13 protein-coding genes are annotated in these 15,645 nt (G+C 63.3%); 7 read left to right on the top strand and 6 right to left on the bottom strand.

Annotation, left to right across the window (positions count from 1 at the left end):
• Positions 1–96 precede the first annotated feature (96 nt).
• From glgC to U1707_RS13560, 5 genes are all read left to right on the top strand, one after another.
• Positions 97–1,356 (top strand): glucose-1-phosphate adenylyltransferase, encoded by a 1,260-nt coding sequence (gene glgC, locus U1707_RS13580; protein ID WP_503676860.1) that lies wholly within the window; start codon positions 97–99, stop codon positions 1,354–1,356.
• A 151-nt stretch (positions 1,357–1,507) separates the two neighbouring features.
• Complete coding sequence (gene glgA, locus U1707_RS13575; RefSeq protein WP_332800840.1) at positions 1,508–2,959, top strand: glycogen synthase GlgA; 1,452 nt, start codon at positions 1,508–1,510, stop codon at positions 2,957–2,959.
• Entirely contained in the window at positions 2,956–4,575 is a 1,620-nt protein-coding gene (locus tag U1707_RS13570; protein WP_332800613.1) for an alpha-D-glucose phosphate-specific phosphoglucomutase, read from the top strand. The genes glgA and U1707_RS13570 overlap by 4 nt, the downstream gene beginning before the upstream one ends.
• The gene (gene treA, locus U1707_RS13565; protein ID WP_332800612.1) at positions 4,575–6,104 is read left to right on the top strand and encodes an alpha,alpha-trehalase TreA; all 1,530 of its coding nucleotides are present in this window, start codon (positions 4,575–4,577) and stop codon (positions 6,102–6,104) included. Before U1707_RS13570 ends, treA begins: the two co-directional genes overlap by 1 nt.
• Entirely contained in the window at positions 6,101–6,937 is an 837-nt protein-coding gene (locus tag U1707_RS13560; RefSeq protein ID WP_332800611.1) for an HpcH/HpaI aldolase/citrate lyase family protein, read from the top strand. Before treA ends, U1707_RS13560 begins: the two co-directional genes overlap by 4 nt.
• Positions 6,938–7,082: 145 nt before the next feature.
• On the opposite strand, the gene U1707_RS13555 is transcribed toward U1707_RS13560, so the two are convergent.
• Genes U1707_RS13555 through U1707_RS13535 form a run of 5 tightly spaced genes read right to left on the bottom strand, consistent with a single transcriptional unit; the run spans position 7,083 to position 10,993 of the window.
• Positions 7,083–7,373: a plasmid stabilization protein gene (locus U1707_RS13555; RefSeq protein WP_332800610.1), complete on the bottom strand. Its 291-nt coding sequence runs from the start codon at positions 7,371–7,373 to the stop codon at positions 7,083–7,085.
• A 47-nt stretch (positions 7,374–7,420) separates the two neighbouring features.
• Positions 7,421–8,002, bottom strand: a complete 582-nt coding sequence (locus tag U1707_RS13550) for an ABC-type transport auxiliary lipoprotein family protein (protein WP_332800609.1) — start codon at positions 8,000–8,002, stop codon at positions 7,421–7,423.
• Positions 8,003–8,010: 8 nt separating this feature from the next.
• A complete protein-coding gene (locus tag U1707_RS13545; RefSeq protein WP_332800608.1) occupies positions 8,011–8,976 on the bottom strand; it encodes an MlaD family protein in 966 nt (321 codons plus the stop codon).
• Positions 8,976–9,884 carry an ABC transporter ATP-binding protein gene (locus tag U1707_RS13540; RefSeq protein WP_332800607.1) on the bottom strand — a complete coding sequence of 303 codons (909 nt, stop codon included), beginning with the start codon at positions 9,882–9,884 and terminating at the stop codon, positions 8,976–8,978. The genes U1707_RS13545 and U1707_RS13540 overlap by 1 nt, the downstream gene beginning before the upstream one ends.
• Positions 9,884–10,993 (bottom strand): ABC transporter permease, encoded by a 1,110-nt coding sequence (locus U1707_RS13535; RefSeq protein ID WP_332800606.1) that lies wholly within the window; start codon positions 10,991–10,993, stop codon positions 9,884–9,886. The genes U1707_RS13540 and U1707_RS13535 overlap by 1 nt, the downstream gene beginning before the upstream one ends.
• A 62-nt stretch (positions 10,994–11,055) precedes the next feature.
• Between U1707_RS13535 and U1707_RS13530 the strand changes: the two genes are divergently transcribed.
• Together U1707_RS13530 and U1707_RS13525 are read left to right on the top strand one after the other, a co-directional pair.
• Positions 11,056–11,772, top strand: a complete 717-nt coding sequence (locus tag U1707_RS13530) for an HAD family hydrolase (RefSeq protein ID WP_332800605.1) — start codon at positions 11,056–11,058, stop codon at positions 11,770–11,772.
• 327 nt (positions 11,773–12,099) lie between these two features.
• A complete protein-coding gene (locus tag U1707_RS13525) occupies positions 12,100–13,917 on the top strand; it encodes an NACHT domain-containing protein (RefSeq protein ID WP_332800604.1) in 1,818 nt (605 codons plus the stop codon).
• 313 nt (positions 13,918–14,230) lie between these two features.
• On the opposite strand, the gene U1707_RS13520 is transcribed toward U1707_RS13525, so the two are convergent.
• Complete coding sequence (locus tag U1707_RS13520; protein ID WP_332800839.1) at positions 14,231–15,439, bottom strand: DUF445 domain-containing protein; 1,209 nt, start codon at positions 15,437–15,439, stop codon at positions 14,231–14,233.
• Positions 15,440–15,645 lie beyond the last annotated feature (206 nt).

Below are 15,645 nucleotides of genomic sequence, written 5' to 3'. Positions count from 1 at the left end.
CGGCTTGAGAGCATGCGGACCGGTGGCCCCCGGAACAAGTCCGGGGTGACGGGGAGTTATAGCACCTGACAGAAATATTATCGGAGAGACGACATGGTGGAACGGCGAGGACAGCCATTGGCGCGCGATGCGATGGCATATGTGCTGGCTGGTGGCCGCGGCAGTCGCCTGATGGAGCTGACCGATGCGCGCGCCAAACCGGCGGTGTATTTCGGTGGCAAGGCGCGGATCATCGATTTCGCGCTGTCCAACGCGATCAATTCGGGCATCCGCCGGATCGGCGTCGCGACGCAGTACAAGGCGCATTCGCTGATCCGCCATCTCCAGAGCGGCTGGAACTTCCTCCGCTCGGAACGCAACGAGAGCTTCGACATTCTGCCCGCCTCGCAGCGCATCAGCGAGTTCCAGTGGTACGAGGGCACCGCCGACGCGGTCTACCAGAACATCGATATCATCGAGAGCCACGCGCCCGAATACATGGTCATCCTGGCCGGCGATCACATCTACAAGATGGATTACGAGCTGATCCTGCAACAGCATTGCGAGACCGGCGCGGACGTGACCATCGCCTGCCTCGAAGTGCCGCGCATGGAGGCGGTCGCGTTCGGCGTGATGGCGGTCGACGAGCACGACAACGTCACCGATTTCGTCGAGAAGCCGGCCGATCCACCCGCCGTACCCGGCAATCCGGACATCGCACTGGCGTCGATGGGGATCTACGTCTTCACGACTAAATTGCTGTTCGACGAACTGCGCCGCGATGCCGAGACGCCCGGTTCGTCGCGCGATTTCGGCAAGGACATCATCCCGTACCTCGTCAAGCACGGCAAGGCGGTCGCGCACCGCTTCTCCGACAGCTGTGTCCGCTCGGGCCTCGAGGTCGAGGCCTATTGGCGCGACGTCGGCACGGTGGACGCCTATTGGGAGGCCAATATCGACCTCACCGATGTCGTCCCGAAGCTAGACCTGTACGACCGTAGCTGGCCGCTCTGGACCTATTCGGAAGTCACGCCGCCGGCGAAGTTCGTCCACGCCGACGACGGGCGTCGCGGCGAGGCGGTATCGTCGCTGGTCTCGGGCGACTGCATCATCTCCGGCTCGTCGATCCACCGCAGCCTGATCTTCACAGGCACGCGTGCGCACAGCTATTCGATGCTGGATCAGGCGGTGATCCTTCCGCACTGCGTGATCGGCCGCGGCGCGCGCCTATCGAAAGTGGTGGTAGATCGCGGCGTAGAAATCCCCGACGGCCTCGTCGTAGGCGAGGACGCGGAGTCCGACGCCCAACGCTTCCGCCGCACAGACAACGGCGTGGTGCTGGTAACCAAATCCATGATCGACCGGCTGACGGCGTGATGCGCTTGGCGACACCTGCCCCCCTCCCTGGAAGGGAGGGGTTGGGGGTGGGTCGGCCCGTTGGCGACCGGTCCGCGCTCCCCATACCGACCCACCCCCGGCTCCTCCCTGCCAGGGAGGGGAGCAGTAAGGGACTAACCGCGAGCTTGGTATCATGATGCGCGTCCTCTCCGTCGCCTCGGAGGCCTACCCCCTCGTCAAAACCGGCGGTCTCGCAGATGTCGTCGGCGCGTTGCCGGCTGCGCTTGCCCCGCATGACGTAGCCCTCACCACCTTCCTCCCAGGCTACCCAGCCCTCGCCGCCGTCACCAAGCGCGCGAAAGTCGTCCACCGCTACACCGACCTGCTCGGCACCGAAGCCCGCATCCTGAAAGCCAAGATCGGCGACCACCCCCTCCTCGTCCTCGACGCCCCCGCGCTGTTCGCGCGAGGCGGCGGTCCTTACGGCGACGCGACCGGCGCAGACTGGTCCGACAACTGGTGCCGCTTCGCCGCGTTCAGCCGCGCCGCCGCCGATCTCGCCTCGGGCGCGGTCCCCGGCTACGCGTTCGACATCCTCCACGCGCACGACTGGCAGGCGGCGATGGCCCCCGCCTATCTCCGCTACGCCCCCGGCCCATGCGCAGCTGCGAAGACGGTCGTCACGATCCACAACATCGCGTTCCAGGGTCGCTACGATTACGAGATCTTTCCCGACCTTGGCCTCCCCGACATCGCCTTCGCGCTCGACGGCGTCGAATATTATGGCGGCGTCGGCTATCTCAAGGCCGGGCTCGAAGCCGCCGACGCGATCACCACCGTCAGCCCGACCTACGCCGCCGAAATCCGCCGGGCCGAATTTGGCATGGGCCTCGAAGGGCTGATCAACGACCGCGCCAACCGCGTGACAGGCATCGTCAACGGCATCGACCCCGCCGTCTGGAACCCCGATACCGACGCGTCGCTCCCCGCCCGCTACACCGCGCGCACCCTCGCCCGCCGCCGCACCAACAAACGCGCGGTCGAAACCCTGTTCGGCCTCGACGCCGGCGACGGCCCGCTCTTCACCGTCATCAGCCGCCTCACCGGGCAAAAGGGCATGGACGTGCTCGCAGGCGCGCTGGACGAGCTTGTCGCACTCGGCGGACGGCTAGCGTTGCTGGGTTCAGGCGACACCGCCCTCGAACGCGCGTTCCTCTACGCCGCCGAACGTCACCCCGGCCGGATCGGCGTCCGCATCGGCTACGACGAACCCGTCTCGCACCTGCTGCAAGGCGGCGCCGATGCGATCCTGATCCCGTCGCGGTTCGAACCCTGCGGCCTGACGCAGCTCTATGGCCTCGCCTACGGATGCATCCCCGTCGTCGCACGCACCGGCGGGCTTGCCGACACCGTGATCGACGCCAACGAAGCCGCGATCGCCGCGGGAGTCGCCACCGGCATCCAGCACGACGGCGTCACGCCGGAAGCGCTCAGCCACGCGCTACGCCGAACGCTGGCCCTCTATGCACGCCCCGATCGCTGGGCCATGTTGCAGCGCAACGCGATGCGCGCGGACTTCTCCTGGGACGGGAGCGGCCGCCGCTACGCAAACCTTTACGCAAGCCTTACGGGGACCGCATGATACGCACCGTACCGACCACGCCTTACACCGACCAGAAGCCCGGCACGTCGGGCCTGCGCAAGAAGGTGAAGGTCTTCCAGCAGCCCAATTACGCCGAGAATTTCGTCCAGTCGGTGTTCGACGTGGTGGCGGATAAGGCCGGCGCGACCCTGGTCATCGGTGGCGACGGCCGCTTCCTCAACCGCGAAGTCGTCCAGGTCGCGATCCGCATGGCGGCGGCGAACGGTTTCGGCCGCGTGATCGTCGGCCGCGGCGGCATCCTGTCGACCCCCGCCGCCAGCCACATGATCCGCAAGCGTCGCGCGATCGGCGGCCTCGTCCTCTCGGCAAGCCACAACCCCGGCGGCCCCGACGAGGATTTCGGGATCAAGTACAACATCGCCAACGGCGGCCCCGCACCCGAATCCGTCACCGACGCGATCAACGCGCGGACGCTCGAGATCGACCGCTGGCTGACCGTCGACGCCGACGACATCGATCTCGACACCGACGACGAGGTCATGGTCGGCGATATGCCCGTCGAGGTCGTCGACCCGGTTGAGGATTACGCCGCGCTCATGGAGACGCTGTTCGATTTCGACGCGATCCGCACCGCCAAGCTGACGATGGCGTTCGACGCGATGAGCGCCGTCACCGGGCCGTACGCGACCGAGATCCTCGAACGTCGCCTCGGCTTCGCGCCCGGCACCGTCCGCAATGGCGAACCCCTCCCCGATTTTGGCGGCCACCACCCCGATCCCAATCTCGTCCATGCGCACGAACTCTACGAGACGATGATGGCCCCCGACGCGCCCGATTTCGGCGCAGCGTCGGACGGCGACGGCGACCGTAATCTGATCATCGGCAAGCACCGCTTCGTCACCCCCTCGGACAGCCTCGCGATGCTGGCCGCCAACGCGCACCTCGCGCCGGGCTATGCAGGCGGTCTCAAGGGCATCGCCCGCTCGATGCCGACCAGCGCCGCCGCCGACCGCGTGGCTGAGTCGCTCGGCATCCCCGCCTACGAGACGCCGACCGGCTGGAAGTTCTTCGGCAACCTGCTCGACGCCGGCATGGCGACGATCTGCGGCGAGGAAAGTGCTGGCACGGGCTCCGACCATGTCCGCGAGAAGGACGGCCTGTGGGCGGTCCTCCTGTGGCTCAACATCCTCGCCGTCCGCGGTGAAAGCGTCGACGTGATCGCCCGCGATCACTGGGCGAAGTTCGGTCGCAACTATTACGCCCGCCACGATTACGAAGGCGTCGAGACACCCCGTGCCGACGCATTGATGGCCGCCTTGCGCACGAGCCTCGCCACCCTCCCCAGCCAGCAGTTCGGCGACCTCACCGTCGAGACCGCCGACGAGTTCGCCTATACCGACCCGACCGACGGCTCGATCAGCCGCAACCAGGGCGCCCGCATCCTGTTCGCGGGCGGCAGCCGCGTGGTGTTCCGCCTGTCGGGCACCGGCACCACCGGTGCGACGCTGCGCGTCTACCTCGAACGCTACGAGCCCGTCGGCGGCGACCTCGACCGCGACACCGGCGAGATGCTCGCCAGCATCGTTACCGCGGCGGAGTCGATTGCCGGCATCGAGCAGCACACCGGCCGCACCGCACCGGACGTCGTTACCTGATGCGCCGCCTCGGCCTGCTCGCGCTATCGACCCTGCTGGTCGCGGCATCGCCCGCGCCGCAGTCGCCGGCGCAACTGTTTGGGCCGCTCTACAAGGCGGTACAGATGCGGGCGTTGTTCCCGGATTCGAAGACTTTCGCCGACGCGGTTCCCAGGCGGCCGGCGAAGGCGATCCTGACCGACTACGCGAAATGCCGCTGCGATGCCGAACCGGCGCTGCGCCGATTCGTCGAGGCAAACTTCACGATCCCGGCGACGCCCGCCGCGCCGCCATCGGCTGAACGCCTCACCCTCAAGGCGCATATCGACGCACTCTGGCCGCAACTCACGCGAACCCAAACGACCGTCCCCGCAGGCTCGTCAGCGCTGACCCTGCCGAAGCGCTACGTCGTCCCCGGCGGCCGCTTTCGCGAGATGTATTACTGGGATAGCTATTTCACGCTGCTCGGCGTCCAGCGCTCGGGGCGGCAGGATCTGGTCGAGGACATGGTCGTCGATTTCGGCAGCCTGATTGACCGCTACGGCCATATCCCCAACGGCACGCGCACCTATTATCTCAGCCGCTCGCAACCGCCGTTCTTCTACCTGATCGCCGGCCTGTCGCGCGATCCCAAGACGCTCGCCGCCCGCACCCGCCAGCTCCGCGCCGAACACGCGTTCTGGATGGCCGGCGCCGACGCGCTCAAGCCAAGCCAGCAATCGCGCCGCGCGGTCCGCCTGCCCGATGGCGCGCTGCTCAACCGCTATTGGGACGACCGCGCCGATCCCCGCGACGAGAGTTATCGCGAGGACGCGGAGCTCGCCGACCGCACCCCGTCGCGCAACCGCGGCGAACTCTTCCGCGACCTGCGCGCGGCGGCGGAAAGCGGCTGGGACTTTTCGTCGCGCTGGCTCGCCGACGGCCGCACGCTCGCCACCATCCGCACGACGCGGTTCGCACCGGTCGATCTCAACAGCCTGATGGTCGGCATGGAGCAGGCGATCGCCACGAACTGCCGGACGCTCGGCGACACCGCCTGCGCGACGTCTTACACCGCCCAAGCGACCGCTCGCGCCGCCGCGATCCGCAAGCATCTGTGGAACGGCCGGTTCTTCGCGGATTACGACCTCGATACCAACCGCGCGAACGACTTCGCCAGCGCCGCGATGGCCTTCCCGCTGTTCGCCAAGGTCGCCACCCCCGATCAGGCGAAGGCGACCGCCACCGCCCTACGCCCATTCGTCGGCGAAGGCGGGCTCCGCACCACCCTGATCGGCAGCGGCCAGCAATGGGACGACCCCAATGGCTGGGCCCCGCTCCAGTGGATCGCGATCGAAGGCCTGCGGGGCTACAGCCAAACCGGGCTGGCCGAGCAGATCACCAAGGCCTGGCTCGCGTCGGTCGACCGCGAATATCGGGCGAGCGGCAAGCTTCTCGAGAAATACGACGTGGTCGAGCGCAAGCCGGGTGGCGGCGGCGAATATCCCAACCAGGACGGCTTCGGCTGGACCAACGGCGTCACTCGCGCGCTGATGGCCGACCGGCCATGACTCTCCGGCGACGGCGCAGCGCGCTCTACATGCCCGCGTCGAATGCGCGCGCGATCGCCAAAGCGCGGACGCTCGACTGCGACGTCGTCATCCTCGACCTGGAAGACGCCGTGGCACCAGACGAGAAAGCCGCCGCGCGCGACCGGGTCGTCAGAGCAGTACGCGAAGGCGGGTTCGGCGCGCGCGAACTCGTGGTGCGCATCAATGGGATCGGCACCCCCTGGTACGCCGACGACATCGCCGCAGTCCATGCGAGCGGCATCGATGCGGTGCTCGTTCCCAAAGTCTCGTCGGTCGCCAACTTGATCGCAGTTCGCGCAGCGCTCGGCGAAGACGGCCCACCGATCTGGGCGATGATTGAGACCTGCGCGGCGATCCTCGCGCTCCCCTCGCTCTCCGCAGCAGCAGCCGAAACGCGCCTCACCGCGCTGATTGCCGGCACCAACGACCTCGCCAAGGAGATACGCTGCCGGCTGGGAGCCGATCGCATGCCGCTGATCCCGGCGCTCACAGCAACGATCATGGCCGCCCGTGCTGCCGGCATCGTCGCGCTCGACGGCGTCTGCAACGCGCTGGACGACCCCGCGCGGTTCGCGGCCGAGTGTACGCAAGGGGCGATGCTGGGGTTCGACGGCAAGACGTTGATCCACCCGTCCCAGATCGATGCGGCCAACGCCGGTTTTGGGCCGAGCGAGGAGGAGTTGGCATGGGCGCGAGCGATTGTCGCCGCGTTCGCGAAACCGGAGAATGCCGACATGGGCGCCATCCGCCTCGATGGCCAGATGGTAGAGCGCCTGCATCTTGCGGAGGCTAAAGCGACACTAGCCCGCTGAAGCACTGACCAACATGGCCCACAAATACCGTCCGCCATCCTGACGAAAGTCAGGATCCAGAGCCAAGCAACGCAGCGTTCGTAACCCTGGATCCTGACTTTCGTCAGGATGACGACACCTTATCTGGCAACGACGAGTGTCGACTTTACCCCGCGTTCTTCCGCCGGGTCTCCCAACCCTTCTTCGCCGCAGCAGACTTCGCCGCATCGCTACGCCCAGCCGCCTGCTTCCCGCCCGCATGCGACGAGACATGCGTATCGGGCTTCCCTCGGCCCGAGCCGGACAGATTACCCCCACCCGAATCCTTGTTCACCGCCGCCCAGGCTCGCGCCTCCGCCTCCTTCTCGGGAACACCGCGCTCCTCATAGCCGTCCGTGATATGCGCAGCCTTACGCTTCTGCTTGTCGGTGTATGCGCTCTTGTCGCCCCGTGGCATCGCCGCTCTCCTGATCAGAGAGCATCAACGCCCAGAGCGACGCGGCGTTACCGGCCGATCCAGTCCGCCACTTCGGTCGCGACTTGGTTGGCGGCCTGGTTGATCCCAGCTGCAGCAGACGCGGCATCGATCGTCGACACCGGCACGCGCGCCTCGAAGCGGTGCTTCTCGACCGTCGCCTTGCCCGCGCGCGTCAGCGACGCATCGAACGTGACGACAGCCTGCCGCGCCGTCGCATCGAGGCCGAAATTGCGCAGTTCGCCGCCCAAAGACCCACCCGGATCGCCGATCGACTGTGCCGTCGACAGCACGACCATCCCGGTCCGCGCTGCGACGGTGTCGGAAACCAGCCGCGCGAACAGCCGCGCCGGGGGCTCCGCCCACTGCGCGTCGGTCACATACGCGATCGACGTCGGCGTGGCCTGTACCGGCACGCGCGCGGTCGCCAGCGACTGCGGTACCACCGGCGTCAGGATCGTGATCGACTTCGCGGTCGCCGAATCCTGGTTCTGGCCGACCGGCACCGACGATGCACTCGTCAGCGTCAGCAGCGTGGGGGGCGGTTTCGCGCCGAAGCTGATGCAACCGGCGAGGGGGAGCATCGCGATCAGGATGAGCGGTGTCTTCATGGCGTGCCTCACTTACCCTTGTAATCCGGGAGCTTCTGCTGCCCGATCAACGAACTCGCACCCTGCTGGTCGACCTTCTCGGCGACCGACGACAGCGCCGCGGCGGTCGTCCGCAGGTCGTGGACCAGACGGTTGGCCTCGGGGATCGTCGTCTTGGAGAAGGCCTGCAACCCCGGCCGCGCATCGCCGATCGCCGAGTTCAGCGTGTCGGCGCTCTGCTGCGCGGAGATGATCGCCTTGTTCAGGTTCGCCATCGCCGGCTTCACGTCATCGGACAGGACGCCGTTGGTGGTCTTGGCCAGCACGCCGAACTGCTGCGCGGCATCGCCCGCCTGCTGGATCGCAATGCGGGTCTGCGCCAGCGTCGCGGCGATCTCGGGTCCGCGATCGGCAAGCGCATCGGTCAGCCGGTTGGTATTCGCCAGAATACCCGCGATCGATGCCTGGTTCTTGTCGGTCAGCAAGCCCGTCAAACGCTCGGTCAGCGTCGACAGCCGCTCGAGCAACTGCGGCGCGGAGTTGAGGATCGCACCGAGACCGCCGAGTTTGGTCGGAATAACCGGCACGCCATACGGGCATTCGGTCGGCGTCTTGACGTCGGGGCAGCCGATCGCCGGCGCACCCTTGCGGGCGCCGTCGAGCGAGATCTGGCTGACACCGGTAAATCCGACGCCCGAAATTGACGCCGTCGTGCCCTGCAAGACCGGCGTCGCTTCGTCGACGCTGATACGGACGCGGACGAACTGCGGATCGTTCTTCCAGAGCGAAATCGTCTTCACCTGGCCCGACGGCACGCCCGAGAAGGTCACGGCGGAACCGCGCGCGAGCCCGTCGACCGACTGGCGGAAGAAGATGTCGTATTCCTTCTCTTCCTTGCCGCCCAGCCGCGCGATCCACACCGTGAACAGCGCCAGCAGGGCCAGCAGGATCAGCACGACGGCGCCGACTAGGACGTGGTTCGAACGGGTTTCCATCAGCGCGTCCTTGCTTCTTTCTCGGCGTATGTCGCGTCGGCGTCGTCCGGCGCGGACTGCTTGGACTGGACTTCAGTAGGATGTTGGGCAGCTTGCTCGTCGGCGCGGTCATGCGCCTCCTGCGTCGCGACCGCGGCACGTCCGCGGGGCCCCTTGAAATATTCCTCGATCCACGGATGATCGAGCGCGATCAATTCGTCGATCGTCCCGACCGCGATCACCTTCTTGTCGGCCAGCACGGCGACCCGGTCGCAGATCGCATACAGCGTATCGAGATCATGCGTGATCAGGAACACCGTCAGCCCCAGCGTCTTCTGCAGCGACTGCGTCAGCCCGTCGAAGGCGGCCGCGCCGATCGGATCGAGCCCGGCGGTCGGCTCGTCGAGGAACAGCAATTCGGGATCGAGCGCCAGCGCGCGTGCGAGGCCGGCGCGCTTCTTCATGCCCCCCGACAGCTCGGCCGGAAACTTGTTCGCGGCATCGGCCGGCAAGCCGGTCATCACCACCTTGTACGACGCGATTTCCGCAAGCAGCGCCGGTGGAAGGTCGGGATAAAATTCACGCAACGGCACTTCGACGTTCTCAGCGACGGTCAGCGTCGAGAACAGCGCACCGCCCTGGAACAACACGCCCCAACGCTTGCGGATCTCGGTAGCCTCGGTCTCCTCGCGCCCGATATTCGGCTCACCGAAGACCGTGATCTCGCCTGCGACCGGCGTTTGCAGGCCGATGATCGAGCGCATCAGCACCGACTTGCCGGTGCCCGATCCGCCGACCACGCCGAGGATCTCGCCGCGTCGCACGTCGAGGTCGAGCCCCTCGTGCACCACCGAATCGCCGAACGCGTTCTTCAGCCCCTTCACGGAGATAATGAAGTCGTCGGTCTTGTTGTCTGTCTTGCGGGCCATCAGTCCCAACCCAGCCAGGTGAAGAACACCGCGAAGAACGCGTCGAGCACGATCACCAGGAAGATGCCCTGGACCACCGCTGAGGTGGTGCGCAGGCCGACCTGTTCGGCGTCCGATTCGACCTGCATCCCCTGGAAGCAACCGGCGATCGCGATGATCGCGCCGAACACCGGCGCCTTGATCAGCGATATATACAGGTCGGTGATCGGCACGACTTCGCGGATGCGGGCGATGAACGTCACCGGCGGAATGCCCAGCGTCACCCAGCAGAGCAGCCCGCCACCGATGATCGCGATCACCGACGCGTAGAAGCCGAGCAGCGGCATCATCACGATCGCCGCCAGGACGCGGGGCAGCACCAGCGCCTCCATCGGCGAGACGCCGATCGTCCGCATCGCGTCGATCTCCTCGGTCAGCTTCATCGTGCCGAGTTGCGCCGCGAACGCCGAACCGGAACGGCCCGCGACCATGATTGCGGTCATCAGCAAACCGAGTTCGCGGATCGTCAGGCGGCCGACGAGGTTGATCGTGAACACTTCGGCGCCGAACTGGCGCAGCTGGACCGCGCCCTGCTGCGCGATGACCATGCCGATCAGGAAGCTCATCAGCCCGACGATGCCAAGCGCCGCGACGCCGACGACCTCGAACCGCTGCACGACGGCGTTGAACCGGAAACGGCGCGGATGCCGGATGACGCTGCCGAACGCGATCGTGGTCGCGCCGAGAAAGCCGAGCAGGCCAAGCATGGTCTTGCCCGACAGGACGACCGCATCGCCGATCTCGCCCAGCACGCGATTGAACGCGTTGACCTTCGCGGGTCGCGTCGTCAGCGGCTTGTCGGACGCGACGACCTGATCGAAAAGAGCCTGGTCGTTTTCGTCGAGGCCATCGATCGTCACGTCGTTGCGTGCCGCGAACCGGTGGACGACCCAGGCGCCGATCGTATCGATCCGGTCGACGCCACTGAGATCGACATGCTTGACGGTGGAGGCATCGACCGCCTCGAGTCGGTCGGGCAAATTGCCGATGTTTGCCAAAGACAAATCGCCGGTAAAGCGAAGCGTGCCGGTATCGGCACTGTCCTGCTGGAAATCGGCCATCGCGCTCATCGAGGGCACCTTTGCGGCAAAGTGACTGGATCGGCAAGACGAATGCGGCGTAAGCGACACGGATGATCGAAATGCCGTCAAATCCCCCCTCTGGCCCCGCTGCCGTACGTCTAGCCATCTACGATATGGACAAGACCATCACGCATATGCCGACCTGGACACCGTTCCTGCTCCACACCGCGCGCAGCAGCGGCGCACCATGGCGTCTGGCGCTGGTGCCGTTCGCCGGGGTAGCGGCGCTGGGCTATGTCGGGCGGCTGATCAGCCGGGGGCGACTGAAATACGTGATGCAGCGGATGATGCTGGGCAAGCGCATGACGCCCGCCGAAGAACGCCGAGCGGCCGAAGCCTTCGCCGACCGGGTGATGCGCGACGGCGTCTTCGCCAGCGCCCGCGCGCAGATTGAGGCCGACCGCACCGCCGGCTACCGGCTGGTGATGGCAACCGCGTCGTACCGATTCTACGTCGAGGCGATCGCGCGACGATTGGGCTTCGACGCAGTGATCGGCACCGAGAGCCTGCGCGACAAGGACGGCGTACTGCTCGCCGGCATCGAAGGCGAGAATTGCTACGGCCCGGCCAAACTGCGGATGATCCAGACCTGGATGAACCGCGAAGGCATCGCGAGAGACGACGCCCATATCCGCTTCTATTCCGACCATGTCTCCGACGCACCGACCTTCGAGTGGGCCGATGAACCCTTCGCGGTGAATGCGCATGGGCCGTTGCGGCTGCTGGCGAAGGCTAAGGGCTGGGCAATGCCTGATTGGGAACGGTAGGTTTCTCGAAGAGGCGATTGCCCAGTTCAAAAACTTGGTCGGCAGCTATCGCCCCCAATCGGACGCCACGGTGGGAAACTCCCGGTCCCGAAAGCGGACATCCGTTTAGCAAAAGCTCCTCCGATTTTTCAGGTCAAAAGTTAGATTATCGAGAAAGCGGCAAACTCGACGTCCGTCAGCCCCATCGGCCGATACCGCTATCCCCCTCGGCATTTTTGATACACAATCGCACCCTGATTGATTTTTCTCAATATTTTAGGTTACGCAAAGTTAAGTGTATGCCCCCAGCAAGCCTTTAAAATAACGCTAGCATTTTAGGTGTGATTTATGGACATTCTAAAAGACGTTGTCGAATATGCCCCTATGATAAAAATGCTTCCAAAAGGAATCATTTCGTCAATGGCAAGTTCGCTAGGCACCGGAGTCGACAATATCCGTGCTCGTTTTACGATAAGCTTGAGTGATCACGTTAATGCAACGAAGCGTAGATGTGCATATGTTAGAACTCTAACAAACCCAGACATTCCAACAGATCTAAATGATATTTACGTTAATCTTTACGTGCATATCAATGGCGTTCAATTTCGAGACGAAGATTTAATCCTATCGAAGAACGCTCGCAGCAGACTTCTTATAGTTGGTACCGGTGGTGCCGGTAAATCGATGATTATGAAGAAAATGGCTTTGCTTTCTCTGACCGATGCCATTGACAAGGTTCCCCTCTTTGTTGAGCTTAGAGACTTCAAAAATCCTGCCGAAACTACGTTCTTCGACAACCTGTGGAACCTTGTCACATCCGAAGCGGGCAGGAAGGACCGAGCCATATTCGACGAGGCTTTCAAGCTCGGAAGCTTTATAATCTTCCTAGATGGCCTGGATGAGGTCGATCCAAATTTGCGGGAAGAGGTTAAGCGACAAATAGACGATATAATCCAGCGCTTTCCAGATCAAAAGATTATAATCGCTTCACGGCCAGAGGTTGATTTCGCCGGATGGCATCATTTTGACATCGCGCATTTATCCGCTTTAAACACTCAACAAACTAGACAAATTATTGTAAAGTGTCCGTTCGATGACGAACTTAAACAGTCATTTTTAGAGAAGCTTGACTCCGGTTCTTTCGCAAAACACCAAAGCTTTTTGCAAGTTCCTTTGACCGTAGTTGTCCTTCTAGTTGTGTATGGTGAATTTCTTGACTTAGATGAGCATCTAACATCATTCTATGATCAAGCCTATGAAGTTTTGTACAGGCGACACGACCGAATAAAAGGTCTAAAGCGAAGTCACTTTTCTAAGTTGCCACCAGTCGATTTTCGTAAGCTGTTGCGAGCCTTTTGTTATAAGTCATTAGTAAATTCCGAAACCGCTTTCACGGAGGATACTCTTTCAAACTATATAGCTCGCGCAAGCATCATTTCTGGAGTGGTGGTAGATAGTGCTGCATATGCCCAAGACTTAATAAATAGTGTTTCCTTACTTCACCGGGACGGATCAAAGCTTTACTTTATACATAGGAGCTTTCAAGAGTACTTCGCGGCAGAATTTATTGCACGGTATAAAGGCACCGAGTCCTTCAAAGTCTATGATTCTCTTGTACCGAACCTGATCGCAACGAACATATCCCCCATGCTAAAAATAATGGATTTTGATGCGCTTGAGAGAGAGTGGACGGTACCGGCTCTAGACTTCGTTATTAAAAAAGCCGAATCGCTCGATGAAAACTTTGCAAAAGTAGCTAATTTGATTTTTTCAACCGTTGGATTGATAATGAATTCAACTGGTAAGGTAACAATTGGGGGTTTTGGGTGGTCGGATATCACACCTACACTGCACGCTTTAGATATAATATACGATAACGCAGATCTTAACATGGCCCAAATTGAATTTGGAAGTGCAAGTAAAGTTATTGATGCTATTGACGACTCTATACTGTTAGTGGACAAGCAGACTCTGCGAGGTTACGAAGGGCGACACGATCAGCCTGTGCAGCTCGCTCAAATACATGCGCCATTTGAGGCGCACAATTGGCTTTGTGAAACTGAATTCCCTGATAGTATAGCAAAATTTGTAGCAAAAATTAGGGCACATAGGGACGAAGTTAACCGTAGGGTCATTCAAAAAAGTACGCGGTCCGTTTTTGACTAAGCCGCAGTTTTAACCTTCGATGTTTGACTCGCTGCATCGGACGTTTACAAACGCCTTATGGCGGTGGTTGGCGGAGCAGGAGGTAGGCGTTTAATAAAACGGTCAATCTCCCAGTGTCCTCTATTGCCCCGCCTCCCCGAAAGCCACCGTTCCGCTTTCCGTCCCTACCCAGACATTCGATGTCGGCACGCCGTTCCATCTCGATCTGTTTCTAGAACCAGCCTCCCCAGCTCTTACTTCACCCAGACGGCCACACGTTACCGGGCGGTAATGCTGCTATCCCGCGAGCGATCTAAACCACGCGCCGCCCCCATCACAGCAGCACATCGACGCTGTGGATCACCAGGCCGACCAATCCGCCGACGATCGTTCCGTTCACCCGGATATACTGCAGATCGCGCCCGACCGCGTTCTCGAGGCGGCTCGTGATCGTGTCTGCATCCCAGCTTCGAACGGTGTCCGACACCAGCTTGACGATCCCGTCGCCGTAATCCGCCGCCGCGCCGACCGCCGCGCGCCGAACGAACCGATTGATCGTCCGCGACATGCGCGGATCGTGCTGCAACGTCTCGCCGAGTTGCCGCAGCAGGTCGCCCAGCTTGCCCGCCATCGCGCGCTCCGGATCGCGTGCGATCGCCAGCAGCGCACCTCGCGCCTGTTCCCATAGTCCGTCGAGCCAGCGCTGCATCGCCGGATTGTCGAGCAGATCGTTCTTCATCGTCTCGACACGGTCGCGCATCCGGCGATCATATTGCAGATCCCAGGCAAGCCGCTCGAGGCCTTCCTCAGCCTTCAGGCGCAACGGATGCTCGGGGTCCTCCGCCATCTCGGCAAGCAGCCGGTCGAAGCCGTTGATCAGCTTGTCCGCAACCGTGGTATCGAGCCCGGTCCAGCGCAGGATCGAACCGGCCTTGTCGTGGACCATCGCGCGCACGAGGTGATCGTTCGCCGCCAGCGTCGTCGCCGCCCAGCGGATCGCACTTTCGAGCAAGGGCGCGTGGCGCCGTTCGGCGATCGCAGCCTTCAGCAACTGGCCGAGGATGGGTGAGACCTCGGTAGCGCGCAAGCGGGCGCCGATCCCGGCCTTCACCATGCCGCCGAGCCGCGCGGGATCGAGGCCTTCGAGGACCTGTGCGACCAGCTTCGAGGCGCCTTGCCGGAAACGCCCCCCGGCCCCCTCGGGCGGATCGGTCAGCCAGTGGGCGATCGCACCCGCCACATCGAGCCGCCGGGTCCGCCGCGCGATCACGACGGGGATCAGGAAATTCGCGCGGAGGAATTGCGCGAGCGTGTCGCCGATCCGGTCCTTGTTGCGCGGCACGATCGCCGTGTGGGGGATCGGCAGCCCCAGCGGATGACGGAACAGCGCAGTGACCGCGAACCAGTCCGCCAGCCCGCCGACCATCGCCGCCTCGGCGAACGCGCGGACGAACGCGAAGGCCGGGTGTATGGGGACCAGCGCCCGGCTGACGAGGAACGTCGCGGCCATAAGCACGAGCAGGCCGGTGGCGACGATCCGCATGCGGACGAGAGCGACCGGCGGTGCTTCGCCGATCGGGCGCGTTCGGGTGAAAGACGTCATACCCGAAACAATCCCTCAGCACGGGGATAGTTCACGTCGATTTCTCCGTTCGGACGTCGGTCTGCCACGATCGCTTCATAACAGCGCGGTGAAACTCCGGCCATGGGGGGACGAGGTCGACGGCCCCTATGTCGGACTGCCCGATC

It is taken from the genome of Sphingomonas sandaracina, from assembly GCF_036663695.1.
Classification (GTDB): domain Bacteria; phylum Pseudomonadota; class Alphaproteobacteria; order Sphingomonadales; family Sphingomonadaceae; genus Sphingomonas.
The sequence above is the reverse complement of the archived record's forward strand: the minus strand, read 5'-3'. Positions and strand labels throughout refer to the sequence as shown.

Coding starts and splice junctions, on each gene's coding strand:
- U1707_RS13570 (WP_332800613.1), top strand. CDS start 2,956: ATGATACGCACCGTACCGACCACGCCTTACACCGACCAGAAGCCCGGC.
- treA (WP_332800612.1), top strand. CDS start 4,575: ATGCGCCGCCTCGGCCTGCTCGCGCTATCGACCCTGCTGGTCGCGGCA.
- U1707_RS13560 (WP_332800611.1), top strand. CDS start 6,101: ATGACTCTCCGGCGACGGCGCAGCGCGCTCTACATGCCCGCGTCGAAT.
- U1707_RS13555 (WP_332800610.1), bottom strand. CDS start 7,373: ATGCCACGGGGCGACAAGAGCGCATACACCGACAAGCAGAAGCGTAAG.
- U1707_RS13550 (WP_332800609.1), bottom strand. CDS start 8,002: ATGAAGACACCGCTCATCCTGATCGCGATGCTCCCCCTCGCCGGTTGC.
- U1707_RS13545 (WP_332800608.1), bottom strand. CDS start 8,976: ATGGAAACCCGTTCGAACCACGTCCTAGTCGGCGCCGTCGTGCTGATC.
- U1707_RS13540 (WP_332800607.1), bottom strand. CDS start 9,884: ATGGCCCGCAAGACAGACAACAAGACCGACGACTTCATTATCTCCGTG.
- U1707_RS13535 (WP_332800606.1), bottom strand. CDS start 10,993: ATGAGCGCGATGGCCGATTTCCAGCAGGACAGTGCCGATACCGGCACG.
- U1707_RS13530 (WP_332800605.1), top strand. CDS start 11,056: ATGATCGAAATGCCGTCAAATCCCCCCTCTGGCCCCGCTGCCGTACGT.
- U1707_RS13525 (WP_332800604.1), top strand. CDS start 12,100: ATGGACATTCTAAAAGACGTTGTCGAATATGCCCCTATGATAAAAATG.
- U1707_RS13520 (WP_332800839.1), bottom strand. CDS start 15,439: ATGCGGATCGTCGCCACCGGCCTGCTCGTGCTTATGGCCGCGACGTTC.